The organism is Micromonospora aurantiaca ATCC 27029, from assembly GCF_000145235.1.
GTDB lineage: Bacteria > Actinomycetota > Actinomycetes > Mycobacteriales > Micromonosporaceae > Micromonospora > Micromonospora aurantiaca.
Genome location: NC_014391.1, coordinates 6,713,358 through 6,736,057 on the forward strand (window position 1 = coordinate 6,713,358; position 22,700 = coordinate 6,736,057).

The window sequence follows — 22,700 nt, forward strand, 5'->3', positions numbered from 1 at the left end:
CGACAGAGATTGATGTTGCCGGCGCTCGGAGTATTGCAGCGGCGTTTCGAGCACGTCAACGATTTTCCGGAAGTTTTCCGGAAGTACGTACCTGGACGACGTGCCGGAATCCCTTGACGAGGCCCGTGCCCGGCTGTTCACCGTCGCGCATCAGCGAGGGGCCAGTAGATCCCACCGTGGCTCCCACAGCCGCGCCGAACCCGCCGAGGACGGATACGAGAAAGCCCCCGACCTCGCCATTTCGGCTGGTCGGGGGCTTCTCCCTGTACTGTGCGCCCGAAGGGACTCGAACCCCTAACCTTCTGATCCGTAGTCCGAACCCGTCAGATGCTCCCTATGCTGCGTAACCGCCACTTCGTGCGTATCGCTGAGTGCTGCTGCGTGCCGAAACAAGTGGCTTAGTATCTGCTGGTCAGGGCGATGCCGCCCGCAGAGTGCGACATCCTCCAAGGTGAGGAGCGGCCGCGCAGGCCGCGTTGGGCTGGTTTAGTTCCAACCGTGCTGGTCATGCGCCGAACATCCGAGCACCAACGGAGCACCATCACGGCTGGTAACCACCGGCAGCGGGCCACGTCCTTCTACAGCCGAATATGGCGTGACGAGGCCCTTCGAGCACCGAGCCACCCAGGTCGACGAAGGGTGGCTCAGACATGTCCTCGCTGGCAGTGGCGCCAGGCTGGTCTCAGGGCACTCCTCCCCCGCTCGCTACTCCTGCCGCCAGGACCGCCGGCTGAGGTAGCGCCGATGCCGCGCGAGGCTGCGCGGCGTCCCGGGCTTCGGCGCCTTGGGAGCGATAGGCGGCTTGCTCGCTCCGCGTCGCTTGCGCGGCGGATAGGTACGCCCCGGCCCGCCGCCCGACATCGGGCGGACAGGATCGCCGGGCCGAACGGCACCGCACACAGACTTTTCCAAGATTCACTCCTCCGACATGAGCAACTGCGCCAAGGATCCCCTCAGACGGGGGTTCCCTGCTTGTGGTGATCTTTGCCGACAAAAGTCTGCCACAGCGACCGGCCCGGACGAATCGGAGCGTGAGCGCAGCGTGAGCAGTAAGCCAGAGGGGATGAGAAGCTTCCCTAGCGCAGTGACGTGAGTGCCTGCTCGCAATGAACCGGTGGGAGGGAAACATGCAGTTCGAGCTCTTGGGCGACTTTCACGCCTTCGAGGGCGACCGACGCATTCAGATCAGGTCCATGCAGGTCCGCGCCCTCCTGGCAACCCTTCTGCTCGCGCCCGGGCAACGCGCATCGCACGAGTACATCGCGGACCGCCTCTGGCCAAAGGGCGACTACAATCCGACCAGGGTGCGTTCGTGCTGCCGAAAGCTGCGCAGTTACTTCCCGGACGTCATGCCTGACAGCAATGAGCGGCGCTATTGCAGCCTCCGTGTCGACCGGACTGTTGTTGACTACTTCCGATTCGAGGACAAGCTCGAACTGGCCCGACTTCGGCAGGGCGCGGACCGGATCGGCACCTTGCGCGACGCCCTCGCCGAATGGAGAGGCGAGCCCCTGGGCGAGATCACTGGCGCGGACCTGAGCGACGAGAGGCAGCGCCTCGATCAGAGCCGCCTGCGCGCCACCTTCCTCCTCCTCGATGAGCTGTTGAAGGTCGACACGTCGGGCTTCAACCGTGAGCTGCGGCCAGCACTGCGTCGGTGGCCAGCGGATCAACCGCTTCTCAGCCTCGAACTACGGTTCCTTGCCAGCACAGACGGCCCGTCGCGGGTCCGCCAGCGATACCAGGAGTGGACGAGACTGCACGGTGCCCCGGACGCCAAGCTGGAGAGGTACGTCGACCAGCTGACCCGCCGTTCCGTCACCAAGCCGGCGCAACCTGGCGTACCGCGCCAGCTTCCGCCCCACCGGGCACCCCTTGCGGGACGGCAGGCGGAGCTCAGCGCTTTGTCGGAGGCGTTGCTGGCGGACGCCCCGGTGAACACCGGGCTGGCTGTGGTCACCGGGATGGCCGGCGTCGGGAAGACGCAGCTCGCGCAACACTGGGCGGCTTCGGTGGAGGGCGACTTCCCAGACGGCACGCTCTACGTGGATCTCAACGGCTACACGGCCAACGGGTCTCCGGAGCAGCCGGCCCAGCTCCTGGCCCGGATCCTCAACGACCTCGGCGTCCGGCCCCGCACCCCAACTGTCGATGGGATGAGCACGGAATACCGCACGGAGCTCGCGCGCCGCAAGACCATCGTGCTGCTCGACAACGCCCGTGACGTCCATCAGGTGCGGCCGCTGCTGCCCGGCACCGGCTCGTCGGTAGCCATCGTGACGAGCCGGGACCGTCTCATGCAGATGATCGTCCGCGAGCACGCCCATGAGGTCAGGCTCGGCCCGCTCGGTCACGAGGACGCGGTCGCCCTGCTGGCCAGCAAACTCGGTGCCGCGCGGATGCGGGCCGGTGCCGAGCACGTCAGCGAGATCGTCGCGCTGTGCGGCGGACTACCGCTCGCACTCTCGATCGTCGCGGCCCAGGCCCGCTCGAGACCCCCCGAGGCCCTCGAGGAGATCACGGCGGCGCTGCGGGAAGAGGGGACACGCCTGGACTCGCTCGGACACCGATCCGCCGAGCTGAACGTGCGGGCGGCCCTAAGCAGCTCCTACGGCACGCTCAGCGCACCGGCGGCCGAGCTCTTCGCCCGGCTCGCGGTCCACCCCGGCCCCACCATCAGCCGTCGGGCAGTCGGCTGTCTCGCCGAAGACACGCCGGCCGTGGCGATCGACGAGTTGATCGAGGCCAGCCTGCTGGATGAGCCGGCGGTCGGCCGGTTTGCCTTCCATGACCTCGTACGGATCTTCGCCGCCGACCGAACCGCCGCGATGCGGCCGGAGGACTACGACCGCGTCGACCGCCGGGTCTCGGATTTCCTCCTGCGCAACACCTGGGCCTGCGACCGGGCGCTCGCCCCGGATCGCGGGCTGCCCATCGCCGGTCCGGACGACATCGATGTCGTCGCGCCGGCCTCTTCGCGAGAGGCGATGGCTTGGCTGCACGCGGAATATGCCACCGTCACGGCGGCGATCAGGCGGGCCCATGCCCGGCAGGAGGACCGGTACACGTGGCTGTTGAGCATGTCGCTGGTGACCTACCAGTGGCGCACCCACCGGTACGCCGACGCCGAGCGCTACCTGTCGTACGCGGCGGTCGCTGCCGGCCGCGTCGCCGGCCCTGCCGACCAGGCCATGGTGTACCGCATGTTGGCCGGCTCCCGCCGTGGGCTCGGCGACCTGGAGAACGCGAAGGCTGACCTGCGGCGAGCGATCTTGCTCAGTGAGGCAGCGGGCCACCCGCTCAGCGTCGCTCACAGCCGGCACTCGCTCGGACTGCTGCATCGGGAGAGCGGCGAGCCGCAGACGGCCACCGAGTTGTTCGAGTTGGCGCTGTCTGCGTATCGCCGGCTCGGCGACGTCCTGGGCGAAGCCGGCACCCTCCGGGGACTCGGCACGGTGCGGTTCGACCTCGGTGACCACGAGGGCGCACTGCGGCGCGGCCAGGAGGCACTGCGGCTCTTCCTGACGACCGCCGACGTCAACAGCCAGGCGAGCACCTTCATGGATCTCGGGCGCGTGCACACCGCCCGCCGGGACGGGCACAGCGCGCTGGACAGCTTTGCGTCGGCTGCCGACCGGTACGCCCAGTTGACGTATCCCCGCCGGGAGGCGACGGCGCTTCTGGAGATGTCCGAGGCGCTGAACACGTTAAACCGTGTCCCGGAGGCCCGCACCGCGCTTCGGGAGGCGGTCGACCTCCTTCGAGAACTGGACCCGGTCGCCGCCGACGAGGCAGAGTCCCGGCTCGCCGCGCTCTCGGAGTCGCCGCGATGAGGCTGGGACGGCGCTCAGCGTGTATCCGACGGCACGCGGTACCAGGCGGCGGGGTCGGGCCGGGGCGCCTTCGGGTGCGGTGGGGTGCCGGAAGTGGGAAGCAACGGCCGCAGCGTGGCCAGGATGTCGGACACCGACTTGGGACGGTCTGCCGGATCGAAGGCGACCATGGCCGTGCCCAGCGTCCGCAGCACGGCCGGCATCCCGGTCAACGAGCCCGGCGGGAACTGTTCGGTCTGCTCCTCCGGCCGCCCGCTGTGTTCCTGGTAGGGCAACCGCAACGCGCTCATTTCGAACAGCATTGCGCCGAGACTGTAGACATCGACCTGGGGCTGGTGGTGCTGCCGGTGATACTGCTCCGGCGCGGCGTAGCCCGGCGTGCCACAACCGGTGTACTCCTCGTCCTCACAGGTCGAGACGATGCCGAAGTCGAACAGCCAGATCCGTCCGTCGTGGCCGACCATGATGTTGTCGGGCTTTATGTCGTGGTGCACGATCCCCCGGCCGTGAACCTCGGAAAGGATCTCGCAGAGCTGCGCGAGCACCGAGACAACGGTCTCCGTGTAGAGCGGTCGACTCCGCTCGATCAGCTCGCGCAGCAGGATTCCGTCGACGAAATCCATCGCCAGGTAGGCCCTTTCCCCATGCGACCCGCGTCGGATGTGGGCCGGCACCCCTGGAATGCCACGCAACGTATCGCCGAGGCCGCCCTCGTCGACGATCAGTTCGCCACCCCGCGCGAAGGTGGCGGTTGACTCGAACCCGCGGGGCGGCTGGAGCTTAATTGCCACCTCTCGCTCGCTTTCCATGTCCCAAGCCCGATAGACCTCGGCCGAAGCACCCTCGCCCGCCAGACGGACGACGCGGAACCGGTCGTCGATGACAACGCCACCCCGAAGCACTGACACCCCTGTGAGGAATGAGAACGACATGAGTCACGTGCAGATGTCGGGAATCCCGACCGCCGCGACCGCTGGCATCAAAGTATCGCTGAGCATGTTGGCCTCGAGTGCCCACCGATGTCCCGCCCATGATGCCATGGCGGCACGCCGGATCCGGTCAGCCGCCGGTTCGGCGAGGCGCAAGGTCGAGGCACTGGAGAGCTTCGCCCAGGGACCGTTCATGGCGATCCTCGACATGGTCGAGGGCGAGGGAGTCGACGTCGACGAGGCGTTCCGGGAGCTGGACCGGCGAATTGCCGCAGGGCGGAACCGGCCCGTTCACGAGGGCGTCCGCGCGTGGACGGCCCACGCGGTCCGCACCTACCTGCGAGCCTTCGGCCAAACGGACGACGCCATGGTCCCGGTGCTGCAGAAGTGGGAGTACCGACGGCACCTGTCACGGCGCGACGATCGCGGTGCCACCGACTACGCGATCACGGCATGGGGGCGCTGCTACACCTCAGCCGATGGGCGGATGCGGGAGCTGCGCCTCATCAAGAATCGCCTGGGGGCCGGAAAGCGGACGGTTGCCGAGATATCCGTGGCGGCCCTGGTCGTCGCCGCCGGTGAACCCGGCCCGCCTCCGGAACGCGTCCGCATCCTGCAGGTCGCACTTGTCGACGGCGCAGTGGAGACGCTTTTCGACGACAACGTCGAGTCGGCTCTCAGGCTTTACCAAGCCCAGGGAAAGGCCACGTTGGGTGAGCTGGTCGACAACGTCGAGTACCGACCCGGAGGCACCTGTGCCGGCTGCGCGCTCGCGTCCCGCTGCCCGGCGCTACTTCGGGCACCGGGCCTGCTGGGGATCGCGGATCGAAGCCGGCCGCGCCGCACCTGGTCGGCTACCAACGCCCGCCAGTACCGCGACTGCCCGGCCCGGGAGTACCTGCGACGCCAGTGGCTGCCGATCGACACCGACATCGAGTACGGTCCGGCGGCCGAGCGTGGCCGCGCGGTGCACGCGTACCTCGAACGCCGGCACGCCGCCCTGCCCACCGCGCCTTGCACCACCGACGTGCCGCGCACGTGGGAGAACGACGGCCGTCGGCTGTCGGAAGAGGATCTGGCACTGGGCCGCAAGCTTATCCGGCACCACGCGGAGGTCTGCCCACTTCAGCACGTGCACGACGCCTCAGACGTACGCGTCGAACCCGACCTGGTGTTCGACGACGCCGACGCCGACCTCGTCGTCCTCGTGAAGCCCGACCTGCTCTACAAGGAGCACGGCGCCTGGGTGTGGCGTGAGACGAAGACCGTCGGTAGCGACCGCCGACGGAACCGCGACCCGCTGGTGGAATACCCGCAGCTGGCCCTAGCCGTAGCGCTGATCGGTGCCGGACGGTTGGGTGGCGGGCATGGTCGGGTCGAGTTGGAGACGCTGCGTCCCGGCGGACCGGACTTGGTCATCATCGACCCGTTCACTGCCGAGGTCCGCGCAGCCGCGAGCCGTGCCCTCACGAATCACGTCCGCGCCTGGCACGCCGACGACCGGTTCCTGCCATCCCCTGGCCCGCAGTGCGCACGGTGCGAGGTCGCCCGCTGGTGCCCGTCAGGCCCAGGCACCCCGGCCGGGGCGGGGCCGATCATGCCGGGACGGGCGCGGTGATCCATGCGGACCTGCACGGGCGCGCTAATCTTACAATTCTGCCGCAGCTCGCCCGCGGCCTCATCGATCTGGGCGATGCCGCCCGGCGGGGCTCACTGGACCTTCCCTATCCACCGTCGATACAGCGCGTGCTGGACCGGATCGTGCTCGCCTGCCTGCGTGAGGGGCGCACACCACCGTCCAGCGTCCCCGAACTCATCGCCTGGTGCACTGCTCCCCTGGGTGCCCGCTGGCCGTCCTCCGCCCTGCCGGGGTTCCTCAGTGCCGAGGTGACCCTGCTCGATCTACGGCGACGCCTTCCGACCCGCTCGTGCGCGGAACTCGCCGCATACGGGTCGGGCAACTCCGCCGAACAGAGTGTCGTGCGCAAGCTGGACGAGTTCGCGCAGGCCGCCTCCACGCCGGCGCTCTTCACACAATGCCGGGACTTCCTGATCGACCGGGTCGCCGTCACCAATGACGACACACGGGGCACGTCCTGGAAGCCCCAGATCTGGAAGCTCGTACAGGATCTTTACCGACCTCCGGTATCGGCTTACGCCCACGGCGGACTGACCACCTGCCCGACGTGCGGTCTTCTCGCCACGGTGGAGCACGGGCGCATCGCCTGGTGCGAAGGCGAGATCTGCGAACGGGGGCCGACTCCGGGCCCGGATTACAAGAAGGGCAAGGTGCGGGTGCTCGATTTCCCGCTGCGCCTGTTTCTGTCACTGCCAGGGCGGACGGAGCGAGCGGTCATGCGACGGCTCGCGGAGCGCGGCGTGACTGGAACGCTTCTTCCCGGCGAGCTCGGCGCGTACCAGCTCAGCGAGCCAGTCCTTGGCCGGAGCAACGTGCAGGTGTTCGACAGGGTGGAGCCACTGCTGCTGGCCGCCCAGCTGAGCGGACGCTCCGATCTGCTGGCCGTTATCCCCGATCATCTGGCGCGGGCGCGCCCCGCACTCCTGAAGTCGGTGCGTGACGCGCTGCCCCCGGAACTCGACGTCGTGGTGACCACACAGACTGCCGCATCGGAAGGAGCACCGCAGCATGCGTAGCACGGCGCAAGGGTTCGCCCCGGTCATCCAGGCACTGCGCCAGACGGGCGAGCTGCGGTCGAGAGAGTTGGTCAGGCTCTGCGAGGTGGAGCTGGGGCTTCGTCTCCAGCAACACCTGGCCCCGGAATCCCCCGCCACGGACGCCTGGGTGCTGTTCAGCGGATACCCCTTCGCCCACGCCCGAGGGCTGGTCGCGGATCAACAGGGTGAGCAGATGCTCCGCGTTGCCCGCTATAGCCTCTGGACACTTCGCCGCAAGACCGCCTGGGAGGAGGCACTGCGCTCGTACGACCAGACTGATCCCTCCCTACGCGGCTACGACGTGCCGGACATCTCGCGCCCGGCGACCGAGCGACTGTCTGCCTTCGCGCCGGACCGCTGGGACACCTACGACCTCCTACTGAGGTGTGCGCCACCGTTCAGGCGCACGGAAATGCCGGTGGCGGGGGACGGCCCGGCCGAGTTCCCCGTCGGCCGCCACTCGGTGACCATCCGGCTGTCCGGAACGGGGAACATGCCGGCTCCGACAGCACACGACCTCGGCCTTCTTCCGGCAGGTGGTGGCGCGCCGATCTGCCTGCGCTGGCGGGACCTGCTGGAGACCGCAGCGGAGATGGACGAAGTTCTGTCCCAGAACTGGGTGGACAGGCTGTCGCGTACGCACCTGTTCACCAGTTCCGGTGGAGCATTCGCGCCGGACGAGGAGTTCTCCGTCGCCGGGGTGCAGCACCTGCTCGGCATTGTCGGTGCCGGAAAGAGCACGCTGCGCGACGTGATCACCGTGTACCTCGTGAACCGGCACGGTTTCTGCATCACGGTGGTTGTGGGTGACGTGGCCGAGTCGCTCAAGCTGGTGAGCCTCTACAACACCTACCTGACGGCGGGTCGCACTGCCGCCCCGATCATCGGCGCGTCTGGTCGGGAACGGCACGCGCAGCGGCTGCACCGCCGGCTGGCCAGCCGAGGAGAGCAGAACATCCTGAGTCACACCGACCCGAGCTTCACTTATCTGAGCACGTCCTGTGCGATCAATGCGCTGCTCCCCGAGGATGACGACATACTTCCCTACGGTGCCGCGCCGTGCGCCCGGCTTCAGGGGCGGTCCCGACGAGAGCGACGCGAAGAGGAGAGCGGCCGGTCCGGGAAGAGGCATGCCTGCCCATACTGGTCGGGGTGCCCCCGCCACCATGGCGCCCGGGAACTCGTGGACGCCCACGTTTGGGTCGCCACGCCGCCGAGCCTGATCGACGCTGCGGTACCCCGCGTGCAGAACGCCGAGCACCTGCACTACCTCGAGTTAGCCTGCCGACGCAGTGACCTCGTCATCGTGGACGAGGCGGACCGGGTCCAGATGCAGCTGGACCGGATGTTCGCGCCGGCTACGAAACTGGTCGCCGGAGTAGGTGACCGTTCCCTGCTCGACGAGCTCAACGCTCACAAGATCCGTGAGCTGGCCGACGGAGAGCGTCTGCAACTTTCGAACCGCGACGTCGAGGTCTGGAACGCCGCCGTCAACACGATCACGGCAGCGACGGATCGCCTGTACGCGATGCTGGTTGGTGACCACGCACTACGCACCTGGGTGCGGATCGGATACTTCAACGCCTGGACACTCCAGCTCCAACTCCTCGACGAACGCTACCCGGAGGCTGGCGAGCCGGACCGCGTGGAGCTTGAGCAACGGCTCGACGAGTTCCGGGACAACCCGCTCGGGGACCGGCGTCCGGAGTTGCGCAGAGGCTTGGTCGACCTGGTCACCGAGCTGCTGCACACGAGCTACCAGGAACACACCCGCCTGCGGCTCGTCGCGTTCGTGGTCGATCTGTTCAACCTGCCGCCATTCCTCGCCGACAAGCAGTGCGTTTTCGAGAAGGCGTCTGAAGCGCCGCGCCGGAAGAGGGCGAAGCCGCCGCAGAGCCCGGACGACTGGTTGTCCGAATGGACACGCCGCTTCGAATTCACGCTGCTGCTCGCCGCACTGGAATCGAAGCTGTCACTGATGAACGCCATGTGGCCTCGCGTTGAGGCGACACTGAAGCTCGGCTTCAACGAGATGTATCGCAGCCCCTTGTCCTACGGGCCGGTCATTCCGGAAGCGCCCATGGGCAATGTTCTCGGCTTCCAGTTCCTGGTGAACGGCCCGGACTCGGGCGGTGTCCGCAGCGGCGAGCTCCGGTACTTCCGGTGCAACGGCATTGGCCGGGAACTGCTGCACGCGATGCCCGACATCCCACTGGCCGACGGCAGGCCGCCGACGAACGTACTCCTCATGTCCGGCAGTAGCTGGGCCGGGAAATCCAGTCGTTACCACCTCCGATTTCCGGTCGGCGTGCTCCTCAAGCCGGACCCCGAAGAGTTCGAGGCCCTGGTGGCCGGCACGGAGATCCGGCTTGAGCTGCTCGGGGAGGACGCTCCGCAGCTCCGCGTGTCCGGCGCGAGACCGGAGGCGCGAACACAGATTCTCACTCAGATGGCGCTCCGGCTCGGTGAGACGCAAGACGGGGAAGCCAGCATGCTGGAGAAGGAGTTGCTGAGGCTACCGGAGGCTCGCCGTCACCTGCTGCTCCTGGTTGGCAGTTACGACGAGGCCGGGGCCGTCGCCGACACCCTGCACACGCTCGGAAACCGGTGGCGGGGCCGGGTGCTGCGCCTGGTGGCCGACGACTTCGATGAAGAGTTCGCCACGGACCCCTTCGACGACGACGACCAACACGCCGGGATTCTGCGTCGTGGCGACGTGGACACCCTGAGAAACACATCCGCGGAGGTCCTCGTCGCACCGTTGCTCGCCGTCGAACGGGGACACAACATCCTGAACAGCGACGGCCAGGCCGCGATCGGCACCGTCTACTTCCTCGCGCGGCCGAATCCGCGTCCGGACGACATCGGCCTCGCGGTCCACGCCGTCAACGACTGGATGATCAGGTCGATCGACTCCGGCGAGTTCGACGACTGGGTACGCAGCGCCGCCACGCTTAGCGCCGGAGCTCGGGAGGTACGCCGGCAGGCAAGGCAGACGTGGTACCGGGTGCTACGTCGTTCCCTGGCGTGGAGCCGACTCAAGGACGACCGGCCGGCGGTCACCTGGGACATGCTCGTACTGATCTGGCAGGTCATCGGCCGTCTCGTCCGCGGCGGCGTGCACGCCCGAGTGGTCTTCGTCGACGCCGCGTTCATGCCGAACCTGGGGGATGGGACAAAGCTTCCGGACACTGCCGAAACCAGCCTCTTGTACAGCATCGCCGAGGTGCTGGCGCCGTACTTCCTTACGGACAGCGAGGTCTCACCGCTCGACCGGGACATTGTCCAGTCGCTGTACCGGCCTCTCTGGGACGCCCTTGACCGGTTCCTCCCGCCAACTGAGGAGAAGAACGAAACGTGTACACGCTGATTCGCCCCACCGCCTACGAGCCCGATCCCGCGGCCGGCCCCTGGCTGGAGCAGTACCACGTCATCCGGTTCGCCGAGCGCTGGCGCACAGGCCTCGAAGAGGTGTATCGCCTCGGCTGGAAGCGCAGGCAGAACCATGTCGGACTGCCGTTGCGCCAACTCAACGGGCTGTTCCGCGCGGTTGCCCCGGGCGTGACGGCGACCGGGCGCGGTGCTGGAAGCGACGCCACAGTGCCGTGGATTTACGCGCGCGAGCCGGTACCCGCCGACGTGATCCGGCCCGTGATCTCCTCCTGGGTCACAGGCTTTCCGATTCCCGATGAGCACCAGCAGCGCCTGGCTGACGTCGTGGAGACGGCCCACAAGAGCATCCCTGAGTGGGACGTGGCGCAGGTCGACCTGACCACCGTCCAGCCCTCGCCGGAAGGCACGGCGGATCCCTCGCGTCAGTTATACGCACTGGTGCCGGAGATCCTGGCGGCCCGGCTCGCGGCACGCCCGCTGCGCCTACCCGGCGTCGGGCGCGACCTGTGGTTCCGGGTGGTCGACCGGGAGCAGGGGGCCGAGTTGGTGTCGTGGCCACCGCAGGAATTCGTGACGAACCGTCGCACCTGGTTCTACTCAGCCGTCCTGACCATCACGGTGCAGACCGTGCCGTTCGTGCCGACATACCGGGTGCATGTGTCGTCCGGGATTCGCCGGTGGATGACCTCCGGGACGGATCTGTCGCACAACCAGACGGCTCGGGTCCTCCTCGATGTTCCGCTTCCCTGGTCCGACCTCACCGAGAAGGGAACGTCTCGGCTGATCGCCAACCGCGTGGGGTGGAGCCGGGACCGGCGGCGCATCGACTGGCGGGACCACAGTGTGGCAGGTCTTCTGCCCGACCTTGACATCGTCCGGACCTATCCGAGGGCGGACGAGGTCGTCGCGCAGGCCCCGACCTGGATAAAAGGCCGGGGCGGGATCTCGGCTGGGATCGTGCACCAGAACCGGTACGGGACCCACGGGGTTGAGACCGGGCTGCTCTCCGGCGAGCGGTCACTCATCGACGGGTGGGTCGAGGAAGGGCTTCGGCCACTGTTCCGCCGGGCACCCGAACTGCACAGGGTTCGCGAAGCCAACAAACCCACCCTGATCTCCAAGCCTGCCGCGAAGACCAATCCGGCCGGTCACGCCGAGGCGGTGCGGAAAGCCGTCGCCGCCCGCCGCGAGGCACTGAAGACAAGCCTCGCCGGCGAGCCCCTAGGTGTGGATCTCCTCTGGCAGTTCCCGGAGACCCGGCACGCGCTCCTGTCCGAACTCGCCGAGTTGCTCGGCTTTCCGACCGACGTTGCCAGCACTCAGCCGGACCAGGAGTGGCGGTTTGATGGCCTACGGGTGTGCGTGCGTACCGCTGAGCTCGGGGCGCTCGGGGCGCCGCTCGACGTCTCCCGGCGGGCGGGAGTGACGCGGTCCGGCGCCTTCGACGAGGCACTTCGCGCGCGCCGGGTCGCTGTCGCGGCGCGGCTGCGCCAACGGTCCGGGCCACCTGGGCTCGCCATCGTCGAGATCGGTGGGGAGCAGCGGTTCACCGCTCAGGACTCTGACCCCAAGTTCGCGGTCCGCTTGGGCCTTGCCGACACCGGCCGACTCAGCCAGTTCATCACCGTGCCGACCGACGCCACGGCTGACGTCAGCATGCGGGCGCGTGCCGCATGGCTGGACGGCCTGCGGCAGCTCGGCGCGACGACCATCCCCAGCCCTCGAGTCAGCGACGGGGTGCCGCAGGCCGTCCAGTACCTGGCGCTGTGGGTAGTGCGCCGACGCGCCAACGGGCCGACCAGGCGGGCGGGGCAGAAGCTGGTAGCGCTGCTGATCCGGCCGCACGACGACCACCACCGTGTCTGCGGGTGGGACGAATTAAGCCGGGAGTGGGTACCTTACCCCGTGCTGCTGCTGCGACTCGCTCAGCGGGTGGAGTCGGTCGAAGTTCGGGACACGGAGAGCGACGAACACGCCAAGACGCAGGCCCTCTCCCCGGACGAACAACGCGAGGACATCGAGCGGCAGATCCGTTCCGTCCTCTACCAGGCTCGCCACCGACCGACGCTACTGCTGGCGAACGCGGGCAACCTCCGCAGCGCCTGGCGGTGGCTCCGCAACCCCTCACTCACCGTCGACAGGATCGGCTTCTCCGCCGACGAACCACAACGGCTGGCCGCCTATGGTCCCGATCTCCGCTTCGTCCTTACCCGCGACGGCGCGGGACGGGAGGAGACGCCCCAGTGGTACGCGCCGGCGGCGGACGACGCGGTGGCCGGCCTGGCCAGCGGACTCTGGGCTGCGGAGGACGCGGCGGCCGGGAACCGGGTCTTCGTCAGCATCACCGACAAGCCGGCGAGCGCGGGAAAGGTTCACAAGGGGCTGATGAAGCTCGGCCCGCACCCATCATGGCCAAAGGGTCCGTCTGTGGTCGGGCGGAACCCCCAGTACCTCGAACTCGTCGTCCTCGGCTGCCTCTCAGAGAAGGTGCTGGCCGACGCCGGCGTCGTGGACGGCAAGCCGGACTCGCCCGCGACCTGGGCGGCCCTCACCCACCAACTCCGCTTCCACGACGACTACCCGCCGCTAGCGCGGCCCCTTCCACTGCACCTGGCGAAGCTTGCCGAGGAGTACGTCCTACCGGTCATGCCCGAGGCGCTAAAGGACTGAGACTCACCGATCGCGACGCGACGCGGCACCTCCCTATACGGAAAGGTGCCGCGCCGCACCGCGTTCGAAGCGGCGGCGTACCCTGCGGGCGGTCGTGGTCTTCCCGCTGCCGGAGCTCCCGCGAATGATCAGCAGCGTGGAGGGCGCGAGTGCCGCCGCACTGTTGCGCGCCCAGGTGGCTGCCGGCCGCAGCTCCCCCTACCGGCTGTCCCGCACCGCGCAGGTCGACCTCGCCGACGCATACGTCCGGCAGCCACCCATGCCAGATGGCTCGTCCCAGCGAGACGCGGACCCCGGTGCGCTGGTGGAGTCGGTGGAGTCCGCGCTGGCGCGGCATCGGCATATGGTGGTAACCGGTGGCCCTGGCTGCAACAAGTCAACCATGACATTACGGCTGGTCGACACGACTTCGGCGGCGCTTATCGAGAAGAACCGGCGGGCTTCGTTGATGCCGACCCGGGAACTGGCCGAGATGTCCAAGGCGCTTTCACCACAGCACTGTCCGCAGCACTCGCCGCCGAACCCGGGCCAGCCCCAGCCGGTCAGCTATCTTCCCTGGTCACGTCGGTGCGCCCGAAGGGACTCGAACCCCTAACCTTCTGATCCGAAGGCCGCAGCGGGAGCCCCATCGGCACCGACCGGGGCCCGAACTGGATGCTTTGATCAACTACTCGATACCTGGGAGCAAGATTCTTAAGAACGCTGCCGATAGGCGCGGAGCATCGTCTCAACGTAGATGGGGGCTAGCCCACGCAGCAATTCCTCGGGAAGCGCTCCGGCCAGCGCCGTGACTGCGAGATCGACGCCAGGGCTGCTTGGCCCGCCGAACTGCGCGACTAGGCGGTCGACGCCGGCGGCGACGCTGGCGCCACATATGGGGTTCATGGCGAGTTCGGCCAGACGGGTGCCGACGGCGTCCGGCGGTGTGGGAGCCCGCATCAGCCGGATGACATCGGCGCAGTCCTTGGGCTTGACGCGATGCGCGCGACCGCGGTCGCCGTCAGTCAGCCGGTCTGCGATCTTGTGGCTCTTGGCGACCAGAAGAGCTGCGGGGCCCGCCACTCTGATCGTGGCTTGCCGGGTGTCGAGGTCTGGTTCGAGGCTGCCGACCGTCATCTCAGTGTTGTCGACGATGGTCGCTTCGAGTCCTGGCGTCCAGCGGGTGGCGTTCTTTCCGTGGTCGGGCAGCCGGGCGTCGCGTTTGCCTCGTCCGGGTGCGAGCGCTTCGGGAACGAGGAGGTCGACAGGGACGAACACGGTCTCTTTTTCGATCTTTGCGGGTGCCAGCCACGTGCCCGGTTCGATGCCGCCGTTGTCGGTCTTCACCTTGAGGGTGAAGCCTGCTTCGGTCATCGCTTCGGCGATGCGCGGGTCGGGGCCGAGCCTGGCCGGATCGATGCTCAGGTCAGCGTCGGCGGTGAACGGGGCGACGCTGACCTCCAGGTCCGCCTCGCCCGCCTGCAGGTAGATCGCCTGCGCGCCCACCAGTACAACGGCGGCGCGGTGCTCGCCAAGAGCGTCCAGGGCGTTCAGGAGGACGCGGCGGGCAGCCACGTACACGAAGGGATCGGGCGCGGTCACCCGCCGACGCTACACCGGCTTGGGCAGATGGTCTTGGCGCCAGGCCGCGGGATCGCCCGACATCCAGTCCAGTAGTGCCTCGCCCTCCTCTGGGAGACGGCCGTTGCCCGCCAGGCAATCCAAGACGAGCTGCGATAGTCCAACGTGGAAAGTACCGTCTTCGGCCATGCGTGAACGGGCCAGTTGAGATGCGTCGGCTGCGGTGAGCAGGATGACGTTGGCGCCCTGCTGTGTGGGCATGAGCTCAAACCGGGAGGCGGTCGCGGCGATGTCGGGGACGTAGAGGGCGAGCTGCGTCGGGGCGGCAATCTGCACGTACTCGTTTGCGGCATAGCTGCCGGTGATGACGGCCTGGTCATCGTTGCTGAGCCTCCGCAGCAGCGATGGGACGCCGGTTCGTGCGATATAGGTCTGGCTACGGTTGCTCTTGAGCAGGTTGTAGTGCTGCGCTCGGGCACGCAGCAGTTCTCGCCAGTCGACGCGGGTGACAGCCTTGCTGCCCGGGTCGCGCTCGACCAGGCGGTCGTCGACGAGTGCGGTCAGAGTGCGCGAGACGTACGCGTTGCTGAGGCCACTGGCCGCAGCGAGATCCACGAGCCGATACGGCGGTGCGAAGTCGGTGAGCACGCGCACCAGAGCGTTGCTGCCGGGACCTTTGAGCCGGACGGGCGGCTTCGCCGGCGGGTTCGGGTCCTGCTGGGCGCCATCGAGCCTGATGTGAATCGCTGGCCGCGGGATCCGGACTAGCACATTGCCGGTGAGGTCGATGTAGTTGATGTCCCGCTCGCGGAGCACTTCCCTTGAACGTGGGCTGAGCCAGGGCGCGACGACGATGATCGGTTCTCGGACGACCCGGCGCATGAGCCGATGGTTCCCGCCTAGCACACGGTCAACGTCGCGCGGGATGAAGCGCCTGAACGCCTGGACGATGAGCGTGCAGTGGTAGTTCGCCGCCTGGATCTCCCACATGGCGTCGTGTCCTGCGTCGCCGTCCTCGAAGGCCCGGCGGTTAACCTTCATGTCGTCGTCCGTGATCAGCTCGGTGAACTGGTCGAACGCGGCGGTCAGCAATTCCTGCTCAGTGGGGCCGTTCATGCGTCAAAGTTTGCCACAAATCTAGAATTTAGCAGCCATGGGCAAACACGTGACTCCAGTTAAATCTTGCGGCAGCGCAACTCGGGTGAAACGGACAACTAGCGTGGTAAGGTCCTGCACCCGGTGGGCGTTCAGGGTGCGACGGCGTGGTCGGGAGGCGGCGGCCCGCCAAGAGCGACGGCGGTTCTCCTGCGTCCGCAGCAAGAACGCGCCGCCCCCACACATCGTCTTTACCAGGACCCTGGCCCATTCGGGCCGCGGCGCTCAGCGATCGACGTATCGGCATCTCGCGGAGAGGAACCTCATGTCCGGTCACCGTCGCCCATGAGTGTCCCGTGACACCAGCTCGAGCGACCTGGCCAGACTGGCCCCTACCCACTGCCTGAGCCTCGGCCCCGACGAGAGTTGCATGGTTCTCGTTGGGCAAGTGTGCGGATGTCCGGAAGTCACGGGTGGCGAGCGTCGAGATAAGTTCCCGTACCCGTAGATCGGGCAACGTCGATGCAACAGGTGACTCCTTCAGAAGGGCACGCTCATGACGGCCTCAGGTGTGATCTTCAAACGGTGCGGATGCCGCGACGACCAGCGGCGGCGATTGGAGCAGTCCTGCCCCCGACTGGGCGAACGTGGCCACGGCACCTGGTACTTCCACTGCTCGGCGACCAACCTCATCGGCCGCAAAGAACGGGTCCGTCGCGGCGGCTACCCCTCGCAGGCCGCCGCCCGCCGTGCCCGCGACGGATGGCTGACCACGACCGAGGCGGACCGGACGGCGCAGGGCTGGACGGTCGAGCGGTGGCTGCGGCACTGGCTCGACAACCGCACGAAATTCCGCCCGACCACCCGCTTCCACTACACCCGCGACGTCGACATCGTCCTGATCCCTCACCTCGGCCGCTACCGCCTGGCTGACCTCGACGCCCCCCCCTTTTTACGCGCCGTGTTCGCGGAGATCGCGGCGACGAGGAACAGCAAGGGCCGCCCCCAATCCGCCTCGGCGATGCACCACCTACGCACGACTCTGCGGGCCGCCCTCAACCTCGCGGTCAAGGAAGGAATCCTGGACTGCAACCCGGCCCGGCACATCGAGATCACCGGCTACCAGCAACCCCACGCCAGGGTCTGGACCGACGCCCGCGTCGAGTCCTGGGAACAGACCGGCGCCCGGCCGGCGGTGGCGGTCTGGACCGCCGACCAGCTCGCCGAGTTCCTCGGCGCCGTCAACGACGATCCCCTGTTCGCCCTCTGGTGGCTCGCCGGGCTGCGCGGGCTGCGCCGTGGTGAGCTGTGCGGGCTGCGGTGGTCCGACATCGATCTCGACCGTGGCATCCTGACCATCGAACGCAACCGCACCACCGCCGGCTACCAGATCGTCGAAGGCCAACCCAAGACCCCCGCCGGCCGGCGGACGGTCGCCCTCGACAAACGCAGCGTGCAGATCCTGCGCGTACACCGCCGCTACGAGCAGGACAGAAAAGGCGGAGGCGGCGGAGAACGGCACGCCGTGGACCGACAGCGGATACGTGTTCACCCGCTCAGACGGCAATCCGATCAATCCGAACTACGCCACTATCCGCTTTCGGATCCTCGTACGCCGGGCCGGGCTGCCCCCGGTGCGGCTGCACGACCTGCGCCACGGCGCCGCGTCCCTCGCCCACGAAGCCGGAGCCGACCTGAAGACCCTGCAGGATCTCCTCGGGCACTCCAGCATCGTGGTCACCGCCGACACCTACACCAGCGTCCTGCCGCAGATCCAGCGTCGTTGCGCCGACGCTACCGCCCAACTGGTGCTCAACGCCGCACGCCGCACCCGGAAGAAGATCAAAGCCAGCGCCCGCAAGAACCGGCCCGACCGCGGTCCCAAAGCCAGCACCCCCGCTCCGACGAAACCGAAAACAAGTGCTCCGACCCCAGCGAAACGCAAGCAGGCCGCAAAGCCGCAGGTCACGTCCCGACGAACCCGCGAGAAGGCCGATTTCGGACCTGCACCCACATCGCACCCACGTGACACCCACCATCCACGCAGGCCAGACAGCAAGAAAGGCCTGACCGCCATACCGGCAGGTCAGACCCTTCATGATCTTGTGCGCCCGAAGGGACTCGAACCCCTAACCTTCTGATCCGTAGGAGGAAGGGTGAACCACCTTCCCCACCTAACACAAAGTCTCATAGAACGTGCTGTTTTGCAAGCCCTTCGTCCACGCGAAGGGCTTGCTGTTTCGGCTGGTCCGCGCGCTGCAGCCGAAGGGCGAAGCGCGCGGTTCCCCGATGGAGATGTCACCGTGCTGATTTTGCCGCGTTGATGCTCGCCCGGCGCCGAACATCCGAGCACCAACGGAGCACCATGCGAGCCGTGAAGTCCCTCCCGCAGGATCAGCGGGCCTTCTTCGTCGCCCGCTTGCGTGGCGGCGTCAACAGCTCGGCGATGCCCGCGATCGCGGACGGCACCAGGCGGTAGTACGCCCATACGCCACGCTTGTCCCGTTCAAGCAGGCCGGCCTCTGTGAGAATCCGAAGATAATGGCTCACGGTCGGCTGCGACAATCCGAGCGGCTCGGTCAGGTCGCTCACCGACGCCTCGCCCTCCGGAGACGACTGGATCAGGCTGAGCAAGCGCAGCCGAGCCGGGTCGGCGAAAGCCTTCAGCACTCCCGCGAGCCGCTCGGCGTCGGCGCGTTCGATGGGCTCGCCGGCGAGGGGCGAGATGGCAGGCTTCATCATGTTCGTGGATCCCACGTCCTGCATCGTCGCAGCAACACCGCCATAAGGCGGGCAGAACGAGGGTCGAATCACGCTTGACCGGCGGGGCGGAGCTGACGGAGCGCGAGGAGAAAGCATCGCTTGCGACCGCGTCAAACGAGTCTTGGACCAGACCAAGATGTGCACTCCCTCAGCTCTGCTGGCAGGGATGAGGGCGGCCAGTGCGGCGGGGTCACCAATGCCAGCGTGTAGCGCCCACCCGGTCATCTGGTCGGTGACCGGGCGGGCGAGGCGTGGGCTATTGGGCTCATCGGGCGGCGTCGGCCGCTGTTCCGGGCGCGTTGGCGAGCACCGCGGCCAGGCCGGCGGGAATCGGCATGGGTGGGGTCAGCAGTACGCGGGCGCGGCCGGTGTTGCCGACCGGGTAGCGGCCGAGCGCGGATCCGGGTCCGGCTACGGCGAGGCGGATGACCTGCCCGACCGCTCCTACGCGGTCGCGTTCGTGCAGGGCGCGGCGCAGCATGACGGCGTGGGCCACGGTGTGCGGCCACGGCCAGAGCTGGGACAGGATGTGCGCGCGTTCGGCGGCCCGTCACGCCGTCGCCGGGTCGGTCACGGTGCGGCCGGTGGTCAACTCGGCGTCGAACGCGACGCGCACCGCGGACAGCATCCGCCGCCCGATAGCCAGTGCGGTCATGCCGCATTCGACGAGCAGCAGGAGCAGCCCGGTCGGCATCCGCACGCGTCATCCTCGCTGGCACCGTGTCCATCTGCGACGGCACCGGCGCGGGTGCGGGTGTCAGCGAGCGGGACGGTGAGCAGGACCGCGCAGCAGGCATCACTACGCCACGCCTCCGGCCTTCCTTGACCGCCACGGCGGCGATGACCAGGGCGGCGATGGGGTCGCTCAGGACCAGCCGCGCAGGCTTTTCGCCCTGAACTCGCAGGACTCGTCCCCCGGCTGCCGCCACCCAACCAGGCCACCGGACGCCGACGTCTCGCCCAGCGGAGCAGCGAGGTGGTAGATGAAATTGGGCTACCAAGACTTTCCGGACTTGGCCCGCTTCGCGGCTGCGCGTTGGGCAACAATCCGCGTCCCCGTTCCGTTCATGCGCCACCTGGCAACCGGAAGGCTGACGTCGAAGAGGTCGGCGACTTGCTCGTCGTTCCTGCGCTCCCTGGCCGCCTTGTACGCGGCGGCCAGGGGCAGCAGCAGTTCGGCTCCAAGTTCCTGCGCTTCCCACTGAGCCATTTTCATCCTGCGTAGCGGTCGGCTTCGACGCGGTGCAGGACGAGGATGGCCTGCACGATCGCGGTCGCTCGGCGTGGGCAGCAGCGCAGCTTGACCAGGATTTTCCAGACCTCCGATAGCTGTAAGGGTCAAGCGAGGGTTGGGTTTCGGGTGGGGAATGCCTTGGTCTCGTCGTAGAGCTGCCGTGTGGTGAGGCATTGGTGTAGGCAGCCGATGAGCCGGTTGAAGAGGTGGCGTAGGGCGGCGGCGTGGCGGTCGGCGTGGACTTCCCGGCGTCGTTTGTAGTGCTCGCGTGCGTGGGGTGAGTTGGTGGCGGCGACGAACGCCCAGACCCAGCCGGCGGCAGCGAGTCGGTCGTTCTTGACGCGGCGGTGAGTGATGGAGATGCTCCGTCCGGAGGCGCGGGTGACGGGTGCGGAGCCGGCGTAGGCCTTAACGGCGCGGGCGTCGGTGAAGCGGGTGCGGTCGTCACCGAGTTCGGCCAGGACACGGGCGCCGGTGAGGTCACCCAGGCCGGGAAAGCTGGTGATGATCTGGTAGTCGGGGTGTTGAGTGAATGCTTGGGCGCAGGCTTCGCCGAGCTGAGCGACGTTGGCGCACTCGGTGTTGAGGGTGGCCAGCAACGCCAGTGCGGTAGTGCCCATCGCGTCCTCGATCATCGACGGTTGCCGTAGGTGTGGCACGCGTAGTGCCTGCTGAATCTCGGCGGCAAGGGCGTCGATACCGCGTTGGCGGCCGCCGCGGCGCAGCGCTGCGGCGATGCGTGCCTTGCTCAGCTTGGCCCCGGCTGCCGGCGTTGGGGCAACGGCGAGGATCGCGCGGGCGTCGCTGCTGGTCAGGTAGTCCTTGCGGTTGATGAAAGCGTCGAGGAAGGCCGGGTAGTACTCGCGGAGCAGTGAGCGAAGCTCGTTAGATGCCTTGGTGCGCCGCCAGGTCGCGTCCTGCTGCGCGCGGGCCAGGACGGCGATGGCGCGAGCGAGTTCGGTGTCAGCGGGCAAGGCGCGGTGGACGTGGGCGTCGGTGCGCAGGATGTTCGCCAAGACCATCGCGTCGGCGTGGTCTGACTTGCTGCGCGAGACGCTGTGCCGGTCCCGATAGCGGGACACCGCCATCGGGTTGATCGCGTAGACGGGCCGGCTACTGGCCCGCAACGCCGCTACCAGCAGCCCGCGTGGCGTCTCGATCGCCACAGGGATCGGGTCCTCGGCGGTGTCGCCGGCGGCGGCCATCATGTCCAGCAGTTGTTGCCAACCTTCGACCGTCTCGTGGATGCGCCTCTTGGCCACCAACTCGCCGTGCTCGTCGACCAGCGCGACGTCGTGATGCCGTTCGGCCCAGTCGATTCCGCAGAACACCTTGCTCAAAGCTGCTCCCGTTCACTCGAACGTTTACATCGACCTAGGTCAAACCCCTGGTAGGATCGCGCGGCACCCTAATAGCGAGGCTCGTGGCCTACCCTCCGATTAGCCATTTCGCGATCCCAGCGACCACCACGACTCCCGTGCTGGTTCAGAGCTCGACGGCTCCCGGTAAGCGAGGGGTGCATCATGCTGGCGGGCTCGAACCACGAACAAGTAACCATCCTGACCTGCGTGAAGTGATCCGCCCCGGCAGTGCCGGTCGTGCTGGGCCTGTAGCGACCGTGCGCCGGCAATCGAGACAATCCTGGCTGAACGGCCGCCGCCCGACCACCTGACCGTGCACTCGGCAGGGCGCACCAAGCCTGGAAAGAGGCCTCACAGGACCGGGGTCTTGAGTAGGAATCCACCCGGCTTCGGCATAGTCCCGAGGTCAACGGCGGCCGTTCGGGTTCTATTAGGTCTTGAGGGTGGCGATCGCGCGTTCGCCGCGGGCGCGGATCTTCGCGTGCGCTCGGTTGACGGCCTTCTGCCGGCGTGACAGCTTCGGCCGGAAGCGGCGCCGCTTGAACGGGGTGCGCACGCTGCCGGGGGCGCCTTGATAGCCCTTGTCCGCGAAGGTCATCACGTCGGTGCTGGCCAGGGCGTCGATGATGCCGTGGGTGCGGGCGGCGGTCAGGTCGTGCGTCGAGGCGGGCAGCGCGGCCGAGGCCCAGACGAGACGCCCGGCCGCGTCGGCGATGACCTGCACGTTCACGCCGTGACGCTTGTGTTTTCCGGAGTAGTACGGCTTCTGGTTGGCGACCCGGTCGATCGGGATCAGGGTGCCGTCGAGGATTGCGTAGGCGAGCAGACGGATCCTGGTCATGGCCGTGGCCAGGTCGTCGGCGGTCGCGGCGAGCAGGTCGATGGCCTCGCGGACATAACGCCAGGCGGTCGTGACGCCGATGTCGAATCCGGCGGCCAGGCGGGTGTAGGTGTCGCCGTTGCGCAGGTGGGCCAGGGCGAGCAGGGCTTGCCGGCCGGGGTCGAGGCGTCGCCACCGAGACCGTTGCTGCTGGCGGCGGGTTCGGATGAGGGCGGCGAGGTGGTTCAGGCTGCGGGTGGACAACGGAATCGCGGCAGGGTAAGACAGCACAGCGAGGCTCCCGGTTGGGGCATCTGATCTTGGTCGATTGCTGTCTTACCGGGAGCCTCGTCCTACCTGGACTGA

At 67.9% G+C, this 22,700-nt stretch carries 15 protein-coding genes and 2 pseudogenes; 7 read left to right on the forward strand and 10 right to left on the reverse strand.

The annotated features are described in order from the left end of the window. The first annotated feature begins 1,127 nt into the window (after positions 1–1,127). Positions 1,128–3,833 carry an ATP-binding protein gene (locus MICAU_RS29980; RefSeq protein WP_013289107.1) on the forward strand — a complete coding sequence of 902 codons (2,706 nt, stop codon included), beginning with the start codon at positions 1,128–1,130 and terminating at the stop codon, positions 3,831–3,833. 14 nt (positions 3,834–3,847) lie between these two features. On the opposite strand, the gene MICAU_RS29985 is transcribed toward MICAU_RS29980, so the two are convergent. Beyond that, complete coding sequence (locus tag MICAU_RS29985) at positions 3,848–4,765, reverse strand: serine/threonine-protein kinase (RefSeq protein WP_013289108.1); 918 nt, start codon at positions 4,763–4,765, stop codon at positions 3,848–3,850. On the opposite strand from MICAU_RS29985, the gene MICAU_RS29990 reads away from it, so the two are divergent. The 5 genes from MICAU_RS29990 to MICAU_RS30010 all read left to right on the forward strand — a co-directional run bounded on the left by MICAU_RS29990 (position 4,764) and on the right by MICAU_RS30010 (position 14,096). Continuing rightward, positions 4,764–6,380, forward strand: coding sequence for a PD-(D/E)XK nuclease family protein (locus tag MICAU_RS29990; protein ID WP_167545747.1), 1,617 nt, complete (start codon positions 4,764–4,766; stop codon positions 6,378–6,380). The two genes, MICAU_RS29985 and MICAU_RS29990, sit on opposite strands and share 2 nt — an antisense overlap. Next, positions 6,377–7,417, forward strand: a complete 1,041-nt coding sequence (locus MICAU_RS29995) for a pPIWI_RE_Y domain-containing protein (RefSeq protein WP_013289110.1) — start codon at positions 6,377–6,379, stop codon at positions 7,415–7,417. The genes MICAU_RS29990 and MICAU_RS29995 overlap by 4 nt, the downstream gene beginning before the upstream one ends. Then, positions 7,410–10,808, forward strand: a complete 3,399-nt coding sequence (locus MICAU_RS30000; RefSeq protein ID WP_013289111.1) for a pPIWI_RE_Z domain-containing protein — start codon at positions 7,410–7,412, stop codon at positions 10,806–10,808. Before MICAU_RS29995 ends, MICAU_RS30000 begins: the two co-directional genes overlap by 8 nt. Beyond that, positions 10,796–13,501: a pPIWI_RE module domain-containing protein gene (locus MICAU_RS30005; protein WP_013289112.1), complete on the forward strand. Its 2,706-nt coding sequence runs from the start codon at positions 10,796–10,798 to the stop codon at positions 13,499–13,501. The genes MICAU_RS30000 and MICAU_RS30005 overlap by 13 nt, the downstream gene beginning before the upstream one ends. 94 nt (positions 13,502–13,595) lie before the next feature. Next, positions 13,596–14,096, forward strand: a complete 501-nt coding sequence (locus tag MICAU_RS30010) for a hypothetical protein (RefSeq protein ID WP_041799135.1) — start codon at positions 13,596–13,598, stop codon at positions 14,094–14,096. Positions 14,097–14,194: 98 nt separating this feature from the next. On the opposite strand, the gene MICAU_RS30015 is transcribed toward MICAU_RS30010, so the two are convergent. The 3 genes from MICAU_RS30015 to MICAU_RS33330 form a co-directional block, all read right to left on the reverse strand. Continuing rightward, on the reverse strand, positions 14,195–15,082 hold the full coding sequence (locus MICAU_RS30015; RefSeq protein ID WP_013289113.1) for a hypothetical protein: 888 nt from the start codon (positions 15,080–15,082) through the stop codon (positions 14,195–14,197). 9 nt (positions 15,083–15,091) lie between these two features. Then, positions 15,092–16,177 carry a helix-turn-helix domain-containing protein gene (locus MICAU_RS30020; protein WP_013289114.1) on the reverse strand — a complete coding sequence of 362 codons (1,086 nt, stop codon included), beginning with the start codon at positions 16,175–16,177 and terminating at the stop codon, positions 15,092–15,094. A 1,009-nt stretch (positions 16,178–17,186) separates the two neighbouring features. Beyond that, complete coding sequence (locus MICAU_RS33330; protein WP_041799136.1) at positions 17,187–17,708, reverse strand: hypothetical protein; 522 nt, start codon at positions 17,706–17,708, stop codon at positions 17,187–17,189. Between MICAU_RS33330 and MICAU_RS33335 the strand changes: the two genes are divergently transcribed. Then, positions 17,701–18,297: a tyrosine-type recombinase/integrase gene (locus MICAU_RS33335; protein WP_244879697.1), complete on the forward strand. Its 597-nt coding sequence runs from the start codon at positions 17,701–17,703 to the stop codon at positions 18,295–18,297. The genes MICAU_RS33330 and MICAU_RS33335 overlap by 8 nt on opposite strands. Positions 18,298–18,550: 253 nt before the next feature. Here the strand turns inward: MICAU_RS33335 and MICAU_RS30030 are convergent, their stop codons facing one another. From MICAU_RS30030 to MICAU_RS30050, 6 genes and pseudogenes are all read right to left on the reverse strand, one after another. Next, positions 18,551–18,898, reverse strand: a complete 348-nt coding sequence (locus MICAU_RS30030; protein ID WP_085985950.1) for an ArsR/SmtB family transcription factor — start codon at positions 18,896–18,898, stop codon at positions 18,551–18,553. A gap of 286 nt (positions 18,899–19,184) precedes the next feature. Continuing rightward, on the reverse strand, positions 19,185–19,448 hold the full coding sequence (locus MICAU_RS30035) for a DUF3703 domain-containing protein (RefSeq protein WP_085985951.1): 264 nt from the start codon (positions 19,446–19,448) through the stop codon (positions 19,185–19,187). Between the two features lie 21 nt (positions 19,449–19,469). Next, on the reverse strand, positions 19,470–19,619 hold the full coding sequence (locus MICAU_RS32570; protein WP_157547425.1) for a hypothetical protein: 150 nt from the start codon (positions 19,617–19,619) through the stop codon (positions 19,470–19,472). A 512-nt stretch (positions 19,620–20,131) separates the two neighbouring features. Beyond that, positions 20,132–20,242 (reverse strand): annotated as a pseudogene (locus MICAU_RS32575) (IS5/IS1182 family transposase); the annotation flags it as partial. A gap of 15 nt (positions 20,243–20,257) precedes the next feature. Next, positions 20,258–21,493, reverse strand: coding sequence for an IS110 family RNA-guided transposase (locus tag MICAU_RS30045; RefSeq protein ID WP_013289118.1), 1,236 nt, complete (start codon positions 21,491–21,493; stop codon positions 20,258–20,260). Positions 21,494–21,950: 457 nt separating this feature from the next. Beyond that, positions 21,951–22,625: pseudogene (locus tag MICAU_RS30050) on the reverse strand (transposase family protein); the annotation flags it as partial. Between the last annotated feature and the right edge of the window lie 75 nt (positions 22,626–22,700).

What these genes read in the sequence shown, in the direction of transcription:
- MICAU_RS29985 (WP_013289108.1), bottom strand. Translation starts at nt 4,765, where the DNA reads ATGTCGTTCTCATTCCTCACAGGGGTGTCAGTGCTTCGGGGTGGCGTT.
- MICAU_RS29990 (WP_167545747.1), top strand. Translation starts at nt 4,764, where the DNA reads ATGAGTCACGTGCAGATGTCGGGAATCCCGACCGCCGCGACCGCTGGC.
- MICAU_RS30030 (WP_085985950.1), bottom strand. Translation starts at nt 18,898, where the DNA reads ATGATGAAGCCTGCCATCTCGCCCCTCGCCGGCGAGCCCATCGAACGC.
- MICAU_RS29980 (WP_013289107.1), top strand. Translation starts at nt 1,128, where the DNA reads ATGCAGTTCGAGCTCTTGGGCGACTTTCACGCCTTCGAGGGCGACCGA.
- MICAU_RS30020 (WP_013289114.1), bottom strand. Translation starts at nt 16,177, where the DNA reads ATGAACGGCCCCACTGAGCAGGAATTGCTGACCGCCGCGTTCGACCAG.
- MICAU_RS30000 (WP_013289111.1), top strand. Translation starts at nt 7,410, where the DNA reads ATGCGTAGCACGGCGCAAGGGTTCGCCCCGGTCATCCAGGCACTGCGC.